This is a genomic window from Streptomyces sp. NPDC002867, from assembly GCF_053591895.1.
The window spans coordinates 283,850-299,587 of record NZ_JBSFUR010000003.1 but is presented as its reverse complement, the minus strand read 5'-3'; the positions used below and the strand labels follow the sequence as shown (position 1 = coordinate 299,587).

Here is a 15,738-nt window from a genome sequence, read left to right as displayed (position 1 = left end):
GGGTACCCAAAGGGCCGGTTCGGCGCCACCGGCGTCGAACCCGCCCTTTGGGTCGTGCATACGTCTCGGTCAGTCCGTGCCGGACTCCATCGCGGCGCGGTCCAGCAACTCGTCCTCGGCGGAGACCTCTCCGCGGGAGGCGATGGCCTCCGCGCCGCCCTCCGTCAGGGTGCCGATCAGCCCGGTCGCGGCCGCCTGGGCTGCGCCGATCGCGGGATGGGCGGTGCCGATCAGGCCGATCCCGGCGTACTGCTCCAGCTTGGCGCGCGAGTCGGCGATGTCGAGGTTGCGCATGGTGAGCTGGCCGATCCGGTCCACCGGTCCGAACGCCGAGTCCTCGGTGCGCTCCATGGACAGCTTGTCCGGGTGGTAGCTGAACGCCGGGCCCGTGGTGTCGAGGATCGAGTAGTCCTCACCGCGCCGCAGCCGCAGCGTCACCTCGCCGGTGACCGCCGTGCCGACCCAGCGCTGCAGCGACTCGCGGACCATCAGCGCCTGCGGGTCCAGCCAGCGGCCCTCGTACATCAGCCGGCCGAGGCGCCGTCCCTCGTTGTGGTACTGGGCGAGGGTGTCCTCGTTGTGGATGGCGTTGACCAGGCGCTCGTACGCCGCGTGCAGCAGGGCCATGCCGGGCGCCTCGTAGATGCCGCGGCTCTTGGCCTCGATGATCCGGTTCTCGATCTGGTCCGACATGCCCATGCCGTGGCGGCCGCCGATGGCGTTCGCCTCCGTCACCAGGTCGACAGCCGAGGCGAACCTCTTGCCGTTGATCGTCACCGGGCGACCCTGCTCGAAGCCGATGGTCACGTCCTCGGTGGCGATCTCGACCGACGGGTCCCAGAACCGCACGCCCATGATGGGCTCCACGGTCTCCACGCCGGTGTCCAGGTGCTCCAGGGTCTTGGCCTCGTGGGTGGCGCCCCAGATGTTGGCGTCGGTGGAGTACGCCTTCTCCGTGCTGTCGCGATAGGGCAGGTCGTGGGCGAGAAGCCACTCCGACATTTCCTTGCGGCCGCCGAGCTCGGTCACGAAGTCCGCGTCCAGCCAGGGCTTGTAGATCCGCAGGTTCGGATTGGCGAGCAGTCCGTAGCGGTAGAACCGCTCGATGTCGTTGCCCTTGAAGGTCGAGCCGTCGCCCCAGATCTGTACGTCGTCCTCGAGCATCGCCCGGACCAGGAGGGTGCCCGTGACGGCGCGGCCGAGCGGCGTGGTGTTGAAGTAGGCGCGCCCGCCCGAGCGGATGTGGAACGCCCCGCAGGTGAGTGCGGCCAGGCCCTCCTCGACCAGCGCGGCGCGGCAGTCGACAAGGCGCGCGATCTCGGCACCGTAGGTCTTCGCACGGCCGGGCACCGAGGCGATGTCGGGCTCGTCGTACTGGCCGATGTCGGCGGTGTAGGTGCACGGGACGGCGCCCTTGTCGCGCATCCACGCGACCGCGACCGAGGTGTCGAGGCCGCCCGAGAAGGCGATGCCGACGCGCTCGCCGGCGGGCAGGGAGGTGAGGACCTTGGACATAGGAAGATTATGCACCATCTCGCATGATCATGCAAAGCCCGGAGCCCGGGGACGCGGAACGCACGGATCACGCCTGGGCCGCCTCCCGGTCCCGGGCTGCTTCCGACCGATCTCCCTTCCGTGCCGCCAGGACGATGAGTGCACCGGCGACGGTCCCCGCGAAGTACGGGGACGGCACGAGGAGGACGCCGCCCACCGCACACCACGTCGCGAGGCCCCAGCCGATTGCGGCCGGCACCGTCACACCGCGTCCGGCGAGGTGCCATATCAGGCATCCCAGGAGAATCAGAGGCACGGCGAAGCTGCCGGGGCCGGCCCAGAAGGCGACCTCGTTCTGGAGTGACTGCACCGTCTGATCGGCACCCCCGCCCGAGAGGTCGAGCGGGACGGCTGCCCATATCCCCCGATCCGCCCAGCCGGTGACGTCCTCCCGGGCGACGAGCGCCAGCAGGGACAGGTGCCCTGCTCCCAACACGAGCATGATCCCGCTCGCCCAGCGGAGCAGTCGCTTCCTGGAGTTCAACGTGACCTCCCGTCGTCGAACGTCGCCTTCACATCGTTGCGATCGCGCCAGGCTCGTTCCCATTGCCGAGTCAGGGACGGGTACACGATGAGGTGCCGGAAAGGCGAGATGGCGGCCATGTAGAGCCGCCCGAACCGTCCGTTGGGTTTGACGAGGACGGCCATCCGCAGTTCGTAATCGCCGTTCGCTCCTTGGACCCAGCCGAGATGCATCACGGTGTGCACGGTCTTGTTCGCCAGCTCCCGAGCGGATTCCCTGCCGAGCTCGTAGACCGCTGCGAGGGGCATGCCCTCGTCGTCCGGTCCGCGCGGGGCGTCGCGGAGGTCGCCGGGCAGGCGGTCGCGGAGCGAGGCGACCCGCTCACCGACGCCCGCCGACGGCCTGTCCCAGCCGAGGACCGCGCCGAGCTTCCACCGAACGGCGAACAAGAGCCTCACCGGCCAGGGCTGCTTCGCGGGTCCGCCGGCCGCTCGCATCGCTGCCAGCATCGCCGGGAAGTCGTCGGACCCGGCTCCTGGAGTGCGGAACGACCACACATCCTCGACGGAGAAGTCTTTCGTGAGTTCGTGGATGCGCCACGGCTGCTCGGTGTAGGCGGTCTCTGCGAGTCGTGGCACAGGTGGGCCTCTCGTTTATACGGCACCGTACAGTTCCGTCTGTACGGTAACGTACAACTCCGACGCGATCAATGGAGGTGGCCCACTGCCGTGGCCCGCACACCACGAGGCCGCTGGATCGAGGCGGGCCTCGCCGCACTCGCCCGTGGAGGCCCCGACGCGGTCCGTGTCGAGACGCTCGCCGCCGAACTGGGCGTGACGAAGGGCGGCTTCTACGGGTACTTCGACGGCCGTCCCGCGTTGCTCACGGAGATGCTCGACGAGTGGGAACGCCGCTGCACCGGAGAGGTCATCGCCCAGGTCGACGCCGAGGGCGGCGACGCCGCCGAGAGGATCCGGCGCGCCGGTCAACTGACCTTCTCGGAAGACCTCCACCGGATCGATCTCGCGGTCCGGGTCTGGGCCCGCCACGACCCGTCCGTCGCGCAACGCCTGCGGCGCATCGACAACGAACGCATGGAGTTCCTGCGGAAGATGTTCGGCGCCTTCCTCACCGACCCCGACGAGATCGAGGCGCGCAGCATCCTGACGTTCGCGCTCGCCATCGGCCGCCACTTCATCGTCGCGGACCACCCCGGGTACACCAGGCGCGAAGCGGTCCAACTCGCCGGAGAACACCTCTTGCGCCCGTCCACGCAGAAGACCGCGGAGAACCGGGACCAGGGCGTTGACGAGCAGACCGAGGTCTGAACCGCCGTGCCCACGACGGCAGGCCGGGCGCTACGGGCGCGGGGTGCGTCTCCGCCACGCGCGGTCGGGCCACGTCCGCTGTCTGCTGCCGGCCCCTCAGTGGGCGGAAGGCCGGCCCGGCACACCGCCGTAGCGTGAACGGCCCGCTGCTGTACGCCGGGCAGCCGTGAGCTGGTCCGTCGATCAGCTGACACGGACGGCGATCGTTCGCGCACACACCAGGGACCCGGTATGCGTCGTGTCCACCTCCAGGTCATACATCACGCCGCCATGAACCACGTCCGCCTGCGACGCGGCCATTCCCTGGACCCGGTCTCCACGTGCGACCTCGCGGCCGGCGGCGACCGAACAATCCCCTCGTCCGACGCCTCCAGCCTGGCGTGCCCGGGACCGTGAAGCCCTGGCGGGCTCCTTCGCGTGGCGGTCCTCATGATCGCCGGGCGGCGATCACGTCGTCCCGGCCGGTGTCAGGAGTTCGTGAGGACGACGAGTTGCCGGGTCGCTCGGGTCATCGCGACATAGCGGTCGACAGCTCCTTCGACCCCCTTGCCGAACGTCTCCGGGTCGATGAGGACGACCAGGTCGAACTCGAGGCCCTTCGCCAGCTCCGGGGTCAGCGACCGGACGCGGGGCGTCGCCCGGAACGTGGGATCGCCGATGACGCAGGCGATTCCGTCGGCATGCGCAGCGAGCCAGGTGTCGAGGATCGAGTCCAGATCCGCAACAGATCCGTGTACGACGGGGACGCCGCTGCTGCGGATGGAGGTCGGCACATTGGCGTCCGGGAGCACGGCCCGGATGACCGGCTCGGCTTCCGCCATGATTTCCTCCGGCGTCCGGTAGTTGATGCTCAGGGAGGCCACGTCGATCCGGTCGAGGCCGATCCGCTCGAGCCGTTCCTGCCACGACTCCGTGAACCCGTGCCTGGCCTGGGCACGGTCCCCGACGATGGTGAAGCTCCGAGACGGGCAGCGGAGCAGCAGCATCTGCCACTCCGCATCGGTCAGTTCCTGAGCCTCGTCCACGACGACGTGCGCGAACGGGCCGGCGAGCAGGTCCGGTTCAGCGCCGGCCGGCGTGGTTTCGTCGATCAGGCTGTCCTGCAGGTCCCGTCCGCGCAGCATCGTCACCGCACCCTCACCGTCGTCATCGGCCGCGAGCACGTTGTCGATGACATCGGCCATGCGCGCGCGTTCGGCGGCGACAGCGGCCTCGTGCCGACGCTTACGGCGCGCCGCCTCCGGGTCGCCGAGCCGCTGCCGTGCCGCGTCCAGGAGCGGCAGGTCGGACACCGTCCATGCCTGCGCGTCCTCGCGCTGCAGCTTCCGCACGTCGTCGGGGCTGAGCCAGGGAGCGCACATCCGCAGGTAGGCGGGTACCGACCACAGGTCTCCGACGAGGTCGGCCGCCTCGAGCAGCGGCCACGCGCGGTTGAGGGTCTCGACCAGCTCCTTGTCGTGCAGCAGCGACTTCCGGAACACGTCGGGCGGGACGTCGCCGCTGTGCTTGTCCATGAGGATCGTGACCAGCTCCTCCCGGATCTGCTCGCGCGCCTCGTTGTGCGGAGTACCTGGTTCTGCTGCTTCGAACGCCTCGGCCCAGTCGTCGGCGCTCAGCCGGATGTCGGACCAGGAGGTCGTGACCGTCATCCCCTCGGTGGGCGGCTCTTCGTAGAACCTGACGGCCGTCTCGATCGCCTTCACCATGTGCGCGGACGACTTCAGGAGGGCCACGTCCGGGTCGGTCTCGATCGCCGCTCCGGCTCCCTCGGCGACGAGGTCCCGCAGGGTGCAGGTCTGCACGCCCTCCTCTCCGAGGCTGGGGAGGACGTCGGCGACGTAGGCCAGGTAGGGCCGGTGCGGACCCACGAACAGCACGCCGCCCCGACGGTGACCGAGGCGAGGGTCGGAGTAGAGGAGGTGGGCGGAGCGGTGCAGAGCGACGACGGTCTTCCCGGTACCCGGACCGCCGTCGACGACGAGAGCGCCACGGGACCCCGCCCGGATGATGGCGTCCTGGTCGGCCTGGATGGTGGAGAGCACGTCGCGCATCCGGGCCGACCGGTTGCTGCCGAGGCTGGCGATGAAGGCGGACTGGTCGTCGAGCGCGGCGTGCCCTTCAAGCCCTTCGGCGGTGAACACTTCGTCCCAGTAGTCGCTGATCCGGCCGCGGGTCCAGCGATATCTGCGGCGGCTTGCCAGACCCATCGGGTTGGCGTGGGTCGCCGCGAAGAACGGCTCAGCGGCAGGGGAACGCCAGTCGAGCAGCAGCCGCCGCCCCGCGCTGTCGGTGAGGCCGAGTCGTCCGATGTACACGGGCTCGGGGTCGTCTGCGCTGACGATGTGTCCGAGGCACAGGTCCAGACCGAAGCGACGCAGGGCGCGCAGGCGACCGGTCAGCCGGTGGATCTCCGCGTCCCGCTCCATCGCCTGCCGGCCGATGCCGCCGGGCGCCCTGCGCTCGGCGTCGAGACTGTCGGACAGTTCGGCGATCGCCTGCTCGAGGTTCTCCGCGATGGCCGCGAAGTGCTGCTCGTCTCCGGCGATCAGCGTCGGGTCGGCCTTGGGCGAGAGGTGGTCGGGAAGGTCGAAAGCGCTCGTGGTCAGTGGGGTCATGTCATCAGCTCCGATGTGAGGTCGCGCTCGCGAAGTCCGGCGGCGCGCACACTCGCGCCTCGGCGTCGAATTCCCGCAATGGCAGCGCGGGTCCCACCATCGGCCCGACGTCACCGCACCACCCATAAACCGACAAGAACACACGCACGTCGTGACTCCCCTATTTCCCCAGGTTCTGGCCTCGGTCGGCGATTCTGCGGCATGACCCGGGCCTTGCCGCAAGCCCCCCAGTGCGCTATAAGTTGAGAGTGGCAAGGAGTGGGTATTCCCCTTTGCCCTCATGGCCCGCTGTGGACGGGCAAGCCCTTCGAAGGGGCGGCGCGCCACGTCACCACGACGGCCTCCCCTTCATCCTGTAGGCCGCACCGCCGTACGAGATTTGCGCATCCGACTGCGCGGAACGCCTCGGCGGCGCGGCGACGCCCGCGGAAGCGGTCGGTCTCGTGGCGAGCCACTTGCCAGGATGTCGTCATGGAAAGCGCCGAGGAGAACGGCGCGAGGCCGGAGGTGCGCCGACTGCGCCCACCGGAAGACGGCTGTCACAGCAACTCGTCAAGGACTGCTGACGAGAGAGATCCTCCTGGGCCGACGTACCGCCGTACGCGGCGCACCGCCGCTTCGCGAGGAGGACGTCGTCCGCGGCGGACGACATGACAAGGGCAGTACCCACTCCTTGCCATGCTCAACGTATAGCGCGCTGGGGGGCTTGCGGCAAGACCCGTGCCGTGCCGCAGAATCGCCGGCCGAGGTCAGAATCTGCGAACACGGGAGTCGCGAAGTGCGTGTGGTGTTGTCGACGTATGGGTCGCGCGGGGACGTCGAACCGGTGGTGGGACTCGCAGTGCAACTGCGGGAACTCGGCGCGGAGGTGAGAGTGTGCGCGCCGCGGGACGAGGAGTTCGTGGAGCTGCTGGCCGCTGTCGGCGTGCCGCTGGTGCCGTTCGGCCCGGCGGTGCGGGCACTGGTGACCGGCGTGACGCCGCCGACGGCGGCGGACGCGTTCCGGATCGCGGCCGAGTTGGTCGCAGCACGGTTCGACACGCTTGCCGCGGCGGCCGAGGGATGCGACGCGCTGGTGGCGACCGGCTTGATGCCGGCCGGCGCACGGTCGGTGGCCGAGAAACTGGGCATCCGCTACGTGTACGCGTGCTTCCATCCGATCGAACTGCCGTCGCCGCACTACCCGCCGCCGCCGCGGCCGGGCCGGCCGTTCCCACCGGAGGTGACCGACAACCGGGCGCTGTGGGAACTGGACGCCGAGCGCGTGAACGCGCTGTACGGCGAGGCGCTCAACAGCCACCGGGCGTCGATCGGTCTGCCACCGGTGGACAACGTCCGCGACCACGTCTTCACCGACCAGCCGTGGCTGGCAGCTGACCCGAACCTGTGCACGTGGCAGGAGTGGGCGGACCTCGACATCGTGCAGACCGGCGCGTGGATCCTCCCGGACGACCGCCCGCTCCCGGCCGAGCTGGTGGCGTTCCTGGACGCCGGCACACCACCGGTGTACGTGGGCTTCGGCAGCATGCCCATGCGCGCCTCGACGGACGTCGCACGGGTGGCCGTCGAGGCGATCCGCGCGCAGGGCCGCCGCGCACTCGTCGGGCGCGGCTGGGCCGACCTGGCCCTGATCGACGACCGGGACGACTGCTTCGTCGTCGGCGAGGTCAACCATCAGGCGCTGTTCGGCCGGGTGGCCGCCGTCGTGCACCACGGCGGCGCGGGCACCACGACGACGGCCGCCCGGGCCGGCGCGCCCCAGGTGGTCGTCCCCCAATTCGTGGACCAGCCCTACTGGGCCGGCCGCGTGGCCGAGTTGGGCATCGGCGCGGCACACGACGGTCCGACTCCGGCCTTCGAGTCCCTGTCGGCCGCGCTCAGGACGGCGCTGACCCCCGAGACCCGCGCACGCGCGAGGGCCGTGGCCGGCACGATCCGCACCGACGGGGCAATGGTGGCCGCGAAGCTGCTGCTCGACGCGGCCGACTGAAGGAACACCGCCGGCGTCCGTGTGAACCACTCGGGGCCCGCCTCAGCCCTTGGTCACCCACGCCCGCCTGCGTCGACGGACACCGGATGCACCGGCGTCTCCGACTCCAACTGCGCCACGCGCGAGTGGAGTTCGTCGCGGCTGAGGGGATCGGTTCTCGTCGACGGCACGGTACAGGCGTGGGCCGCGGTCACCGCGCCGTACAGACCGCACCGGTGCGGTGACCGGCCGGAGAGCCAGCCGTAGAGAAAGCCGGACGCGAAGGCGTCACCCGCGCCGTTGGTATCCACCGCCGGCGCCGGGAGCGGGACGGCCGGAATGTGGGTGATCTCGTCGCCGACAAGCAGGTACGCGCCCTCGGCCCCGGCCGTCGCGACGACGACTTCGGCCCGGCCCCGCTCGGTGATCTGCCGCATGGTTCGCTCGGGGTCGGCCAAGGCCGTGGTGGACAGGAAGACGACATCCGCCTGGTACGCGAACGGCTCGTGGTAGGAGTTGACGCCGTCCCAGTCGTGCAGGTCGGTCGAGACGGTCAGGCCCGTCTCGCGGAGGACGGGAAGAGCATGGGCGCAGGGGTGGGTGATGCAGACATGGGCGTGGCGGCTCACCGCGGCCAATGCCCTGACCGTCGCTTCCGGGAGCCGGTCGCCCTCCTGTGAGCGGCTGGCGTCGTACAGGGAGAGCCGCCGTCCGTCAGGGCTGACGAGATTGACCGCGCGCTTGGTGCCGCCTGGCAGCACGACCTCGGTGAACGCGATGCCTCGCTCCCGGTGAACCGCACGGACCAGGTCGCCTTCGTGATCGTCACCGATCGCATCGAGGTGATGGGTGCGCAGGCCCAGTGCGCTCAACCCGAGTGCGACGAAGTCCCCGGTCTGTCCCGCCCGCGTCTCGATCCCGGGACGGATCATGTAGCTGTCGGCGAAGGGAAGCGGCAACTCGGGGACGTACACGATGGTGTCCACGCCGGCGCCTCCCAGGACGAGAACATCGGTGTCCGTACTCATGGGGTTCCTCTCGGGATGAAGGGACGTGTGGGCCCCGCTCACGGAAGCACATCATCCCCCGGCAGAAAGCGGGCACAGGAGGCGTGTTGTCCGGGCTCCGGGCCGCACCCGGGAGCCGCCAGGCCCCCGGGCCGTTGAGCCTGCTGCTCGGCGTCCCTACGGCACGCGGCTGTCCTGGTTGCCGACGAGGGCGTCGTGGACGGCCCACCCCATGTCGCCGGCGCACCAGCTGATGTTGCCGAGAACGGCGACGTCCAGGTCCTGCTGCGGGTAGTGGTAGAGACGGGCACTGACCCCGTCCTCCTCGCCCGTGTGGCCCCAGCGGACGACGGTTCCCTCGTCGTCGAGGATGTGGGTGAGGCCGAACCCGTACATCCACCGGTAGCCGCGGACCTTCTCCTCACGCTCGTCGACCTGCGGGGTCAGTGCCAGACGCGTGGTCTCCTCGTTCAGCAGCCGTCCGTGGCCCAGTGCGTGGGCGAAGGCCGTCAGATCCGCGGCGGTACACGTAGCCCCTCCGTCGGCAGCCGCACGAGGGGTGGTCGCATAGTGATTGGTCCGGTACGGCGTCGCGCTGTCAGCGGTGGCGAGGTAGCCCTCCGCGATGTCCGGCCCCAGGTCGTCCAGGGCCGGAAACCCGGACGCACTCATTCCGGCGCGGGCGAAGACGTCGTCCGCGATGACCTCTTCGAAGGAGCGGCCGGTCACCGATTCGATGAGCAGGCCGAGCAGGATGTAGCCGGCGCCGTTGTAGAGATGGCGTTCCCCGGGAGGGAAGTGGGGCTGCTTCCCGGCGAACAGCGGCAGGTAGTCCTTGTTGTCCCGCAGGAGGTAGAGCGGGTGGGAGGACGTCAGGGCCGCCCATTCGGCCTCCCAGTCGTCGCTGCCCTCCTCGAACCAGTCGCCGATGCCCGACGTCATCGTCAGGGCGTGGTGGACCGTGACACGCGGATCGAGCTCGGGCACACGGTCTTTCACGAAGTCCACCAGTGCGTCGTCCAGGCGTATCTGCTTCCGCTCGACGAGCTGCAGGACGGCCACTGCCGTGAACATCTTGGACACCGACGCCACGCGGAATCGCGTGTCGTGCGTGTTGGGTACGGACCACCGGCGTGAGGCCATCCCGAACACCCGGGTGAATACGGGCTCCCCGTTCCGCGTGACACGGACCGTGCCGGAGAACCCCGTCCTTTCCGTCACCCCGGTGACAGCTTCCTCCAGGGAAGCCGGATCGAAGCCGTCGGTCCTCGTCACGATCGTCACCACAGACCCCTCGCAGAGATGGTTGACCAGCAAACGCTCATTCTGGTCAGCCGTCCGCCTGCGGGCAAACGCTTTCTGCGACCGCCGCGACCGCCGTGCCGCGCACACGGACCATGCACACCTGGGCGCATGGCTCCCCCACGCGGTGAGGACAGCCCTCACGGGCATCTCCGGGCTCCTCCTGACCACAATGACGCGCATGGTCTTCGTGTGACCCCGTGCGCTACCTGCGGGAGCTGTGGGCGGGCGACGAGGTGGAGGTGACGTGCGCCTTCGTCTGGGGTGAGGGCAAGACCTTCCGCATCGAGCAGACGGTCCGCGCGTCCGACGGCACGGTGGCGGCCGAGGTGCGGGTGTCGGCGGCCTGATGGACCTGAAGGCACGCAGGCTCGTGGCGCATCCGCACGAGTACTTCAGGGCGCTGGCCGTGACCCCGGAGGTCTTCGGACTCCAGGGTTGTCCGGCGGCTGCACGGGTGTCAGCCCGTAGATCGCGCCCCAGCGGCGGGACGCGGTCCACCGCGACGACCGTCGACGGGCGGCCCGCGAAGTGCTTCATGGGCAAGGACGGTCAGGCTCGGTGGGGTTACAACTCCGGGTAGTGGCGGCGGAAGGCGCCCTGGTATGGGCTGGAACCCGGCGGAGTGGCCGGGGTGTTCGTGTCCACAACAGGGCCTTCGCCGACTGAGGTTCGGCGGCTTCGGCCGCGCCTCGGAGGGCGGTCGCGGCGGCCTTCGCCGACCGCACCCAGGCCGGACGGCCCTGCCACGCACGACGACCGGATCGGACCGGAGGACCTTCTTCGCGCGGAACTCGCCGAGCAGCGCGCGTACCGGCTCGCGCAGGAGGACCGCGAAACCGAGGGCATCACCGAACTGAGGCGGGCCGCCGATCTGTTCGAGCGGCTCGGGATGCCCTGGCACGCGCTCTCCGCACGCACGCGTGCGCTCACATGGTCGTCTTTCTCCGACGACGACACGGACGGCGTGGCCTCGCAGGAGGGCCAGGGAGCGGACCAGGGCACCGAGCGGCTGGACGCGGACGCGATCCGGGCCGCCGTCGACGAGGCCCTGCGCGAGGCGGAGCGTCTCGAGACCGAGGCTCCGTTCACGGGCGAGCCCCTCGGGGAGGGGGAGGCCGCGTCCGGAGTGGACGGGGAGGCGGAGCGCGTGCTGGAGTACCTCGCTGTGCTGTACTCCTGCACCTTCGCCGCCTATCAGGAGGCGCTGCGGCGACTGCCGGAGGCCTCCGGTTCGGCCATGGAGCGATTCGAGGAGTTCGCCCGCACACTGCACTCCGAAGCGGAGCGCCCCCGCTGAGAAGGCGTCCGCTCCGGCCCGGACACTCCCAGGACCGGTCCTCATCGGCTCCAACAGGCGGCTCTGACAGGGACGTTGGATCGCCCAGCAGGAGCGGCCCCGAGGGTGGTCGACCGTCACCGATATCCGATTGCCGTGATCCCCTCCGGAGGGCGACGATGCCGCCATGGTGCAGCCGAGCGAGACCATTGACTGTCAGGACTTCGTCCTGCGGCGCTGGCGGGCGGAGAGCGACTTCGACGCCCTGTTCCGGATGATCGAGGAATCGCTCGACCATCTGCGGCCGTGGATGCCGTGGGTGGCCCCGCCACGGCCGGCAGCACACCCGGGAGTTCCTCGCCGACTGCGATCCGAAGTGGCAGAGCGGCGACGCGTACAACTACGCGATCACCGCGAACGACGCGCTCCTCGGCAGCCTTTCCCTCTACCGTGCCGACGAGCCCCAGGGCCGCTTCATGGGGTACTGGCTGCACCCCGCCGCCGTCGGGCGGGGTATCGCGACCCGGGCCGCAGCGGCCGTGGTCTCCGAGGCGTTCGCGTCGCTACCGGACCTGGCGTACGTGGACATCGTGCACGACCTGGCCAACGCGGCCAGCGGGGCCGTTCCCAGGCGCCTGGGATTCACCGAGGTCCGGCGCGAACGCGTGTCGCCGCCCGTGGCTCCCGGGGACAGCGGGACCGACGTGATCTGGCGGCTGAACCGCCCCGGATCGCCGCTCACCGGCACTGCCCGGCCCTGAGCTCCGGAAATCAGGCATCACTCAGGCGCTCCGGACGTGACGGCCTCTCAGGCGCAGGACGGGCACAGGCCGCGGTAGGTGACCTCGGCCTCGGAGACCGTGAAGCCGAACCGTTCCTCGGCCGGGAGGTCGGCCAGCGGATCGCCGGTCGGGTGGACGTCCCGGATGGTGCCGCAACCGGAACAGACCAGGTGCTGGTGCGGGCGATGGGCGTTGGGGTCGTAGCGCTTGGCGCGGCCGTCCGTGGAGACCTCGATGACCTCGCCGAGGGAGACCAGCTCGCCCAGGGTGTTGTAGACGGTCGCCCGAGAGATCTCCGGCAGCCGCTGTACCGCACGGGCGTGCACCTCGTCGGCCGTGAGATGGACGTGGTCGCCCTCGAGCACCTCCGCCACGACACGCCGCTGGGAGGTCACCCGCCAGCCACGCCCTCGCAGTCGCTCCAGCAGGTCACTCATGTCGGTTCACCTGTTCGGGCTCGATGGGATACCTCAAGTTCACTGATAGATGTCCGGATTCCGATGGGATATGGGATCGACAAGCTTCTTGACCTGGACTCTGTCCATCGTAGGATCGGATCCGGCGACAGCCAAGGGCAGGAGACCCCCGTGTACGGCAGGAGACAGACATGACGGGACCACCGCCGAGCAGCATGGCGACGGTTCGCGCGTGACGGCCGCACCGGCGTCGCGCTGCTCCAGACCGTACGGCGGGACGGCGACCCCTCGGTGTCGCAGGCCTGGCTCCGGGGACAGCTGATCTCTTGGGCCACGTGTCCCTCCGACCCCGTGCGGAAGCCCTCAGCACGCTCATCGCGGCAGGACCCGCTCCGTGTCGAACGGGGCGGCGGGCCGGCCGAGTTCGAGGGACGTGCCGGGGACGACCACCGCCACGTCGACCGCGCGGTCGGCGAGGACCTCGACCGACCGCGTCCGACGGCTGCGGCTTCTCGATCGACGAGGCCGAGGCCGTTCACCGGGGCCTGTGCCCCGGCAGTTCCACCCCATGCAATTCCTGAGCACCGTGATCCGCATAGTCCGGAAGGATTCCCATGGCTGAGAACCCTGACGCAATCGTCACCGACGCGAAGACGGAGGGGGGAGGTGGCTGCCCGGTCGCGCACGGGCGCGCCCCGCACCCGACTCAGGGTGGTGGAAACCGCCAGTGGTGGTCGGAGCGGCTCAACCTGAAGATCCTCGCCAAGAACCCCGCCGTGGCCAACCCCCTGGGCGAGGAGTTCGACTACGCCGAGGCGTTCAAGAGCCTCGACCTCCCGGCCGTGAAGCGGGACATCGCCGAGGTGCTGACGACCTCGCAGGACTGGTGGCCCGCCGACTTCGGCCACTACGGCCCGTTCATGATCCGCATGGCGTGGCACAGCGCGGGCACCTACCGGATCAGCGACGGACGCGGCGGCGCCGGGGCCGGCCAGCAGCGCTTCGCCCCGCTCAACAGCTGGCCGGACAACGGGAACCTCGACAAGGCCCGCCGCCTGCTGTGGCCGGTGAAGAAGAAGTACGGCCAGAACCTCTCGTGGGCCGACCTCATGATTCTCGCGGGGAACGTCGCCCTGGAGTCGATGGGCTTCAAGACCTTCGGCTTCGCCGGCGGTCGTGAGGACGTCTGGGAGCCCGAGGAGGACGTCTACTGGGGTCCGGAGTCGACGTGGCTCGGCGACGAGCGCTACACCGGCGACCGGGAGCTGGAGAGCCCCCTCGGCGCGGTCCAGATGGGCCTCATCTACGTCAACCCGGAGGGCCCGAACGGCAATCCGGACCCGATCGCCGCGGCCCGCGACATCCGTGAGACGTTCCGCCGGATGGCGATGAACGACGAGGAGACGGTCGCTCTGATCGCGGGTGGTCACACCTTCGGCAAGACCCACGGCGCGGGCCCGGCCGACCATGTCGGCCCGGACCCCGAGGCCGCCTCGATCGAGGAGCAGGGCCTGGGCTGGAGGAACTCCTTCGGCACCGGCAAGGGCGGTGACGCGATCACCAGCGGCCTCGAGGGGATCTGGACCGACACCCCGACCACGTGGGACAACAGCTTCTTCAGCATCCTGTTCGGCTACGAGTGGGAGCTGTTCAAGAGCCCCGCCGGCGCGCACCAGTGGCGGCCGAAGGACGGCGCCGGCGCGGGAACCGTCCCCGACGCCCACGACCCGTCGAAGACGCACGCCCCGACGATGCTGACGACCGACCTCTCGCTCCGTTTCGACCCGGTCTACGAGCAGATCTCGCGGCGTTTCCTCGAGAACCCCGACGAGTTCGCGGACGCCTTCGCCCGCGCGTGGTTCAAGCTGACCCACCGCGACATGGGCCCGGTCGCGCGCTACCTCGGCCCCGAGGTCCCGTCCGAGACGCTGCTGTGGCAGGACCCGCTGCCCGCGAGGACGCACGAGCTGATCGACGCCGAGGACGTCGCCGCCCTCAAGGTCCAGGTTCTCGACTCGGGCCTCACGGTGTCCCAGCTCGTGTCCACCGCGTGGGCGTCGGCCTCGTCCTTCCGCGGCAGCGACAAGCGCGGCGGCGCCAACGGTGCGCGCATCCGCCTCGAGCCGCAGCGCGGCTGGGAGGTCAACGACCCCGACCAGCTCGCGATCGTCCTGCGCACCCTGGAGGGGATCCAGCAGTCCTTCAACGCGGACCGGGCCGGTGGCAAGCAGGTCTCGCTCGCCGACCTGATCGTGGTCGCCGGCGGGGCGGCGGTCGAGCGGGCCGCCAAGGAGGCCGGCTTCGACGTCGAGGTGCCCTTCACACCGGGCCGCGTGGACGCGTCGCAGGAGCAGACCGACGTGGAGTCGTTCGCCGCGCTCGAGCCTGCGGCCGACGGGTTCCGCAACTACCTCGGGAAGGGCAACCGGCTGCCGGCCGAGTACCTGCTGCTCGACCGCGCGAACCTGCTGACCCTGAGCGCGCCCGAGATGACGGTGCTCGTCGGTGGCCTCCGCGTTCTGGGGGCGAACCACCAGCAGTCGCAGCTCGGCGTCTTCACCACGGCGCCCGGGTCTCTGACCAACGACTTCTTCGTCAACCTGCTCGACCTGGGCACGACGTGGAAGGCGACGTCCGAGGACCAGAACACGTTCGAGGGTCGCGACGCCGCAACGGGCGAGGTCAGGTGGACCGGCACCCGTGCCGACCTCGTCTTCGGCTCGAACTCCGAGCTGCGCGCGCTCGCGGAGGTCTACGCGAGCGACGACGCGAAGGAGAAGTTCGTGAACGACTTCGTCGCGGCGTGGGACAAGGTGATGAACCTGGACCGGTTCGACCTCGTCTGACGCACGACGTCCAGGTCGGCCGGCCCGCCCCGGCCGGCCTGGACGCTCCCGGATCCGCCCGCCGGCAGCCCCTGGACCACGTCCGGGGCGAACTCCCGTTGGCGCCACAGCTCCCCGGAGCACGCCGCGCCCTCCCGAGGCCCGGGCCACCGCCGTGGCCATCGGTGCGACCGGACC

General features: G+C 70.2%; 12 protein-coding genes and 2 pseudogenes. 6 read left to right on the top strand and 8 right to left on the bottom strand.

The features are described 5' to 3' along the window. Positions 1–69: 69 nt before the first annotated feature. The 3 genes from argG to ACWD0A_RS04470 all read right to left on the bottom strand — a co-directional run bounded on the left by argG (position 70) and on the right by ACWD0A_RS04470 (position 2,655). Entirely contained in the window at positions 70–1,515 is a 1,446-nt protein-coding gene (argG, locus tag ACWD0A_RS04480) for an argininosuccinate synthase (RefSeq protein ID WP_451294531.1), read from the bottom strand. 67 nt (positions 1,516–1,582) lie between these two features. Beyond that, positions 1,583–2,038: a DUF6463 family protein gene (locus ACWD0A_RS04475; protein ID WP_451294529.1), complete on the bottom strand. Its 456-nt coding sequence runs from the start codon at positions 2,036–2,038 to the stop codon at positions 1,583–1,585. After that, complete coding sequence (locus ACWD0A_RS04470) at positions 2,035–2,655, bottom strand: DUF2867 domain-containing protein (RefSeq protein WP_451294527.1); 621 nt, start codon at positions 2,653–2,655, stop codon at positions 2,035–2,037. The genes ACWD0A_RS04475 and ACWD0A_RS04470 overlap by 4 nt, the downstream gene beginning before the upstream one ends. 90 nt (positions 2,656–2,745) lie before the next feature. Between ACWD0A_RS04470 and ACWD0A_RS04465 the strand changes: the two genes are divergently transcribed. Continuing rightward, on the top strand, positions 2,746–3,345 hold the full coding sequence (locus tag ACWD0A_RS04465) for a TetR/AcrR family transcriptional regulator (RefSeq protein ID WP_451294525.1): 600 nt from the start codon (positions 2,746–2,748) through the stop codon (positions 3,343–3,345). A 183-nt stretch (positions 3,346–3,528) separates the two neighbouring features. Here the strand turns inward: ACWD0A_RS04465 and ACWD0A_RS04460 are convergent. Next, positions 3,529–3,705: pseudogene (locus ACWD0A_RS04460) on the bottom strand (phosphotransferase-like protein); the annotation flags it as partial. Between the two features lie 107 nt (positions 3,706–3,812). Continuing rightward, a complete protein-coding gene (helR, locus tag ACWD0A_RS04455; RefSeq protein WP_451294523.1) occupies positions 3,813–5,960 on the bottom strand; it encodes an RNA polymerase recycling motor ATPase HelR in 2,148 nt (715 codons plus the stop codon). 778 nt (positions 5,961–6,738) lie between these two features. On the opposite strand from helR, the gene ACWD0A_RS04450 reads away from it, so the two are divergent. After that, positions 6,739–7,950 (top strand): glycosyltransferase, encoded by a 1,212-nt coding sequence (locus tag ACWD0A_RS04450; protein ID WP_451294521.1) that lies wholly within the window; start codon positions 6,739–6,741, stop codon positions 7,948–7,950. Between the two features lie 53 nt (positions 7,951–8,003). Here the strand turns inward: ACWD0A_RS04450 and ACWD0A_RS04445 are convergent, their stop codons facing one another. Both ACWD0A_RS04445 and ACWD0A_RS04440 read right to left on the bottom strand, forming a co-directional pair. After that, positions 8,004–8,957 (bottom strand): adenosine kinase, encoded by a 954-nt coding sequence (locus ACWD0A_RS04445; RefSeq protein ID WP_451294519.1) that lies wholly within the window; start codon positions 8,955–8,957, stop codon positions 8,004–8,006. A 156-nt stretch (positions 8,958–9,113) separates the two neighbouring features. Beyond that, complete coding sequence (locus ACWD0A_RS04440; RefSeq protein WP_451294517.1) at positions 9,114–10,211, bottom strand: serine hydrolase domain-containing protein; 1,098 nt, start codon at positions 10,209–10,211, stop codon at positions 9,114–9,116. A 227-nt stretch (positions 10,212–10,438) separates the two neighbouring features. Here ACWD0A_RS04440 and ACWD0A_RS04435 point away from each other — a divergent pair. The 3 genes and pseudogenes from ACWD0A_RS04435 to ACWD0A_RS04425 form a co-directional block, all read left to right on the top strand. Beyond that, a pseudogene (locus ACWD0A_RS04435) lies at positions 10,439–10,671 on the top strand (acyl-CoA thioesterase); the annotation flags it as partial. Positions 10,672–10,878: 207 nt separating this feature from the next. Then, positions 10,879–11,538, top strand: a complete 660-nt coding sequence (locus ACWD0A_RS04430) for a hypothetical protein (RefSeq protein ID WP_451294515.1) — start codon at positions 10,879–10,881, stop codon at positions 11,536–11,538. A gap of 275 nt (positions 11,539–11,813) precedes the next feature. After that, positions 11,814–12,278 (top strand): GNAT family N-acetyltransferase, encoded by a 465-nt coding sequence (locus tag ACWD0A_RS04425; protein ID WP_451294595.1) that lies wholly within the window; start codon positions 11,814–11,816, stop codon positions 12,276–12,278. Positions 12,279–12,325: 47 nt separating this feature from the next. Here ACWD0A_RS04425 and ACWD0A_RS04420 read toward each other — a convergent pair whose 3' ends face one another. Next, positions 12,326–12,736 carry a Fur family transcriptional regulator gene (locus tag ACWD0A_RS04420; protein WP_451294513.1) on the bottom strand — a complete coding sequence of 137 codons (411 nt, stop codon included), beginning with the start codon at positions 12,734–12,736 and terminating at the stop codon, positions 12,326–12,328. A 593-nt stretch (positions 12,737–13,329) separates the two neighbouring features. Here ACWD0A_RS04420 and katG point away from each other — a divergent pair. Then, on the top strand, positions 13,330–15,561 hold the full coding sequence (gene katG, locus ACWD0A_RS04415) for a catalase/peroxidase HPI (RefSeq protein WP_451294511.1): 2,232 nt from the start codon (positions 13,330–13,332) through the stop codon (positions 15,559–15,561). Positions 15,562–15,738: the final 177 nt, after the last annotated feature.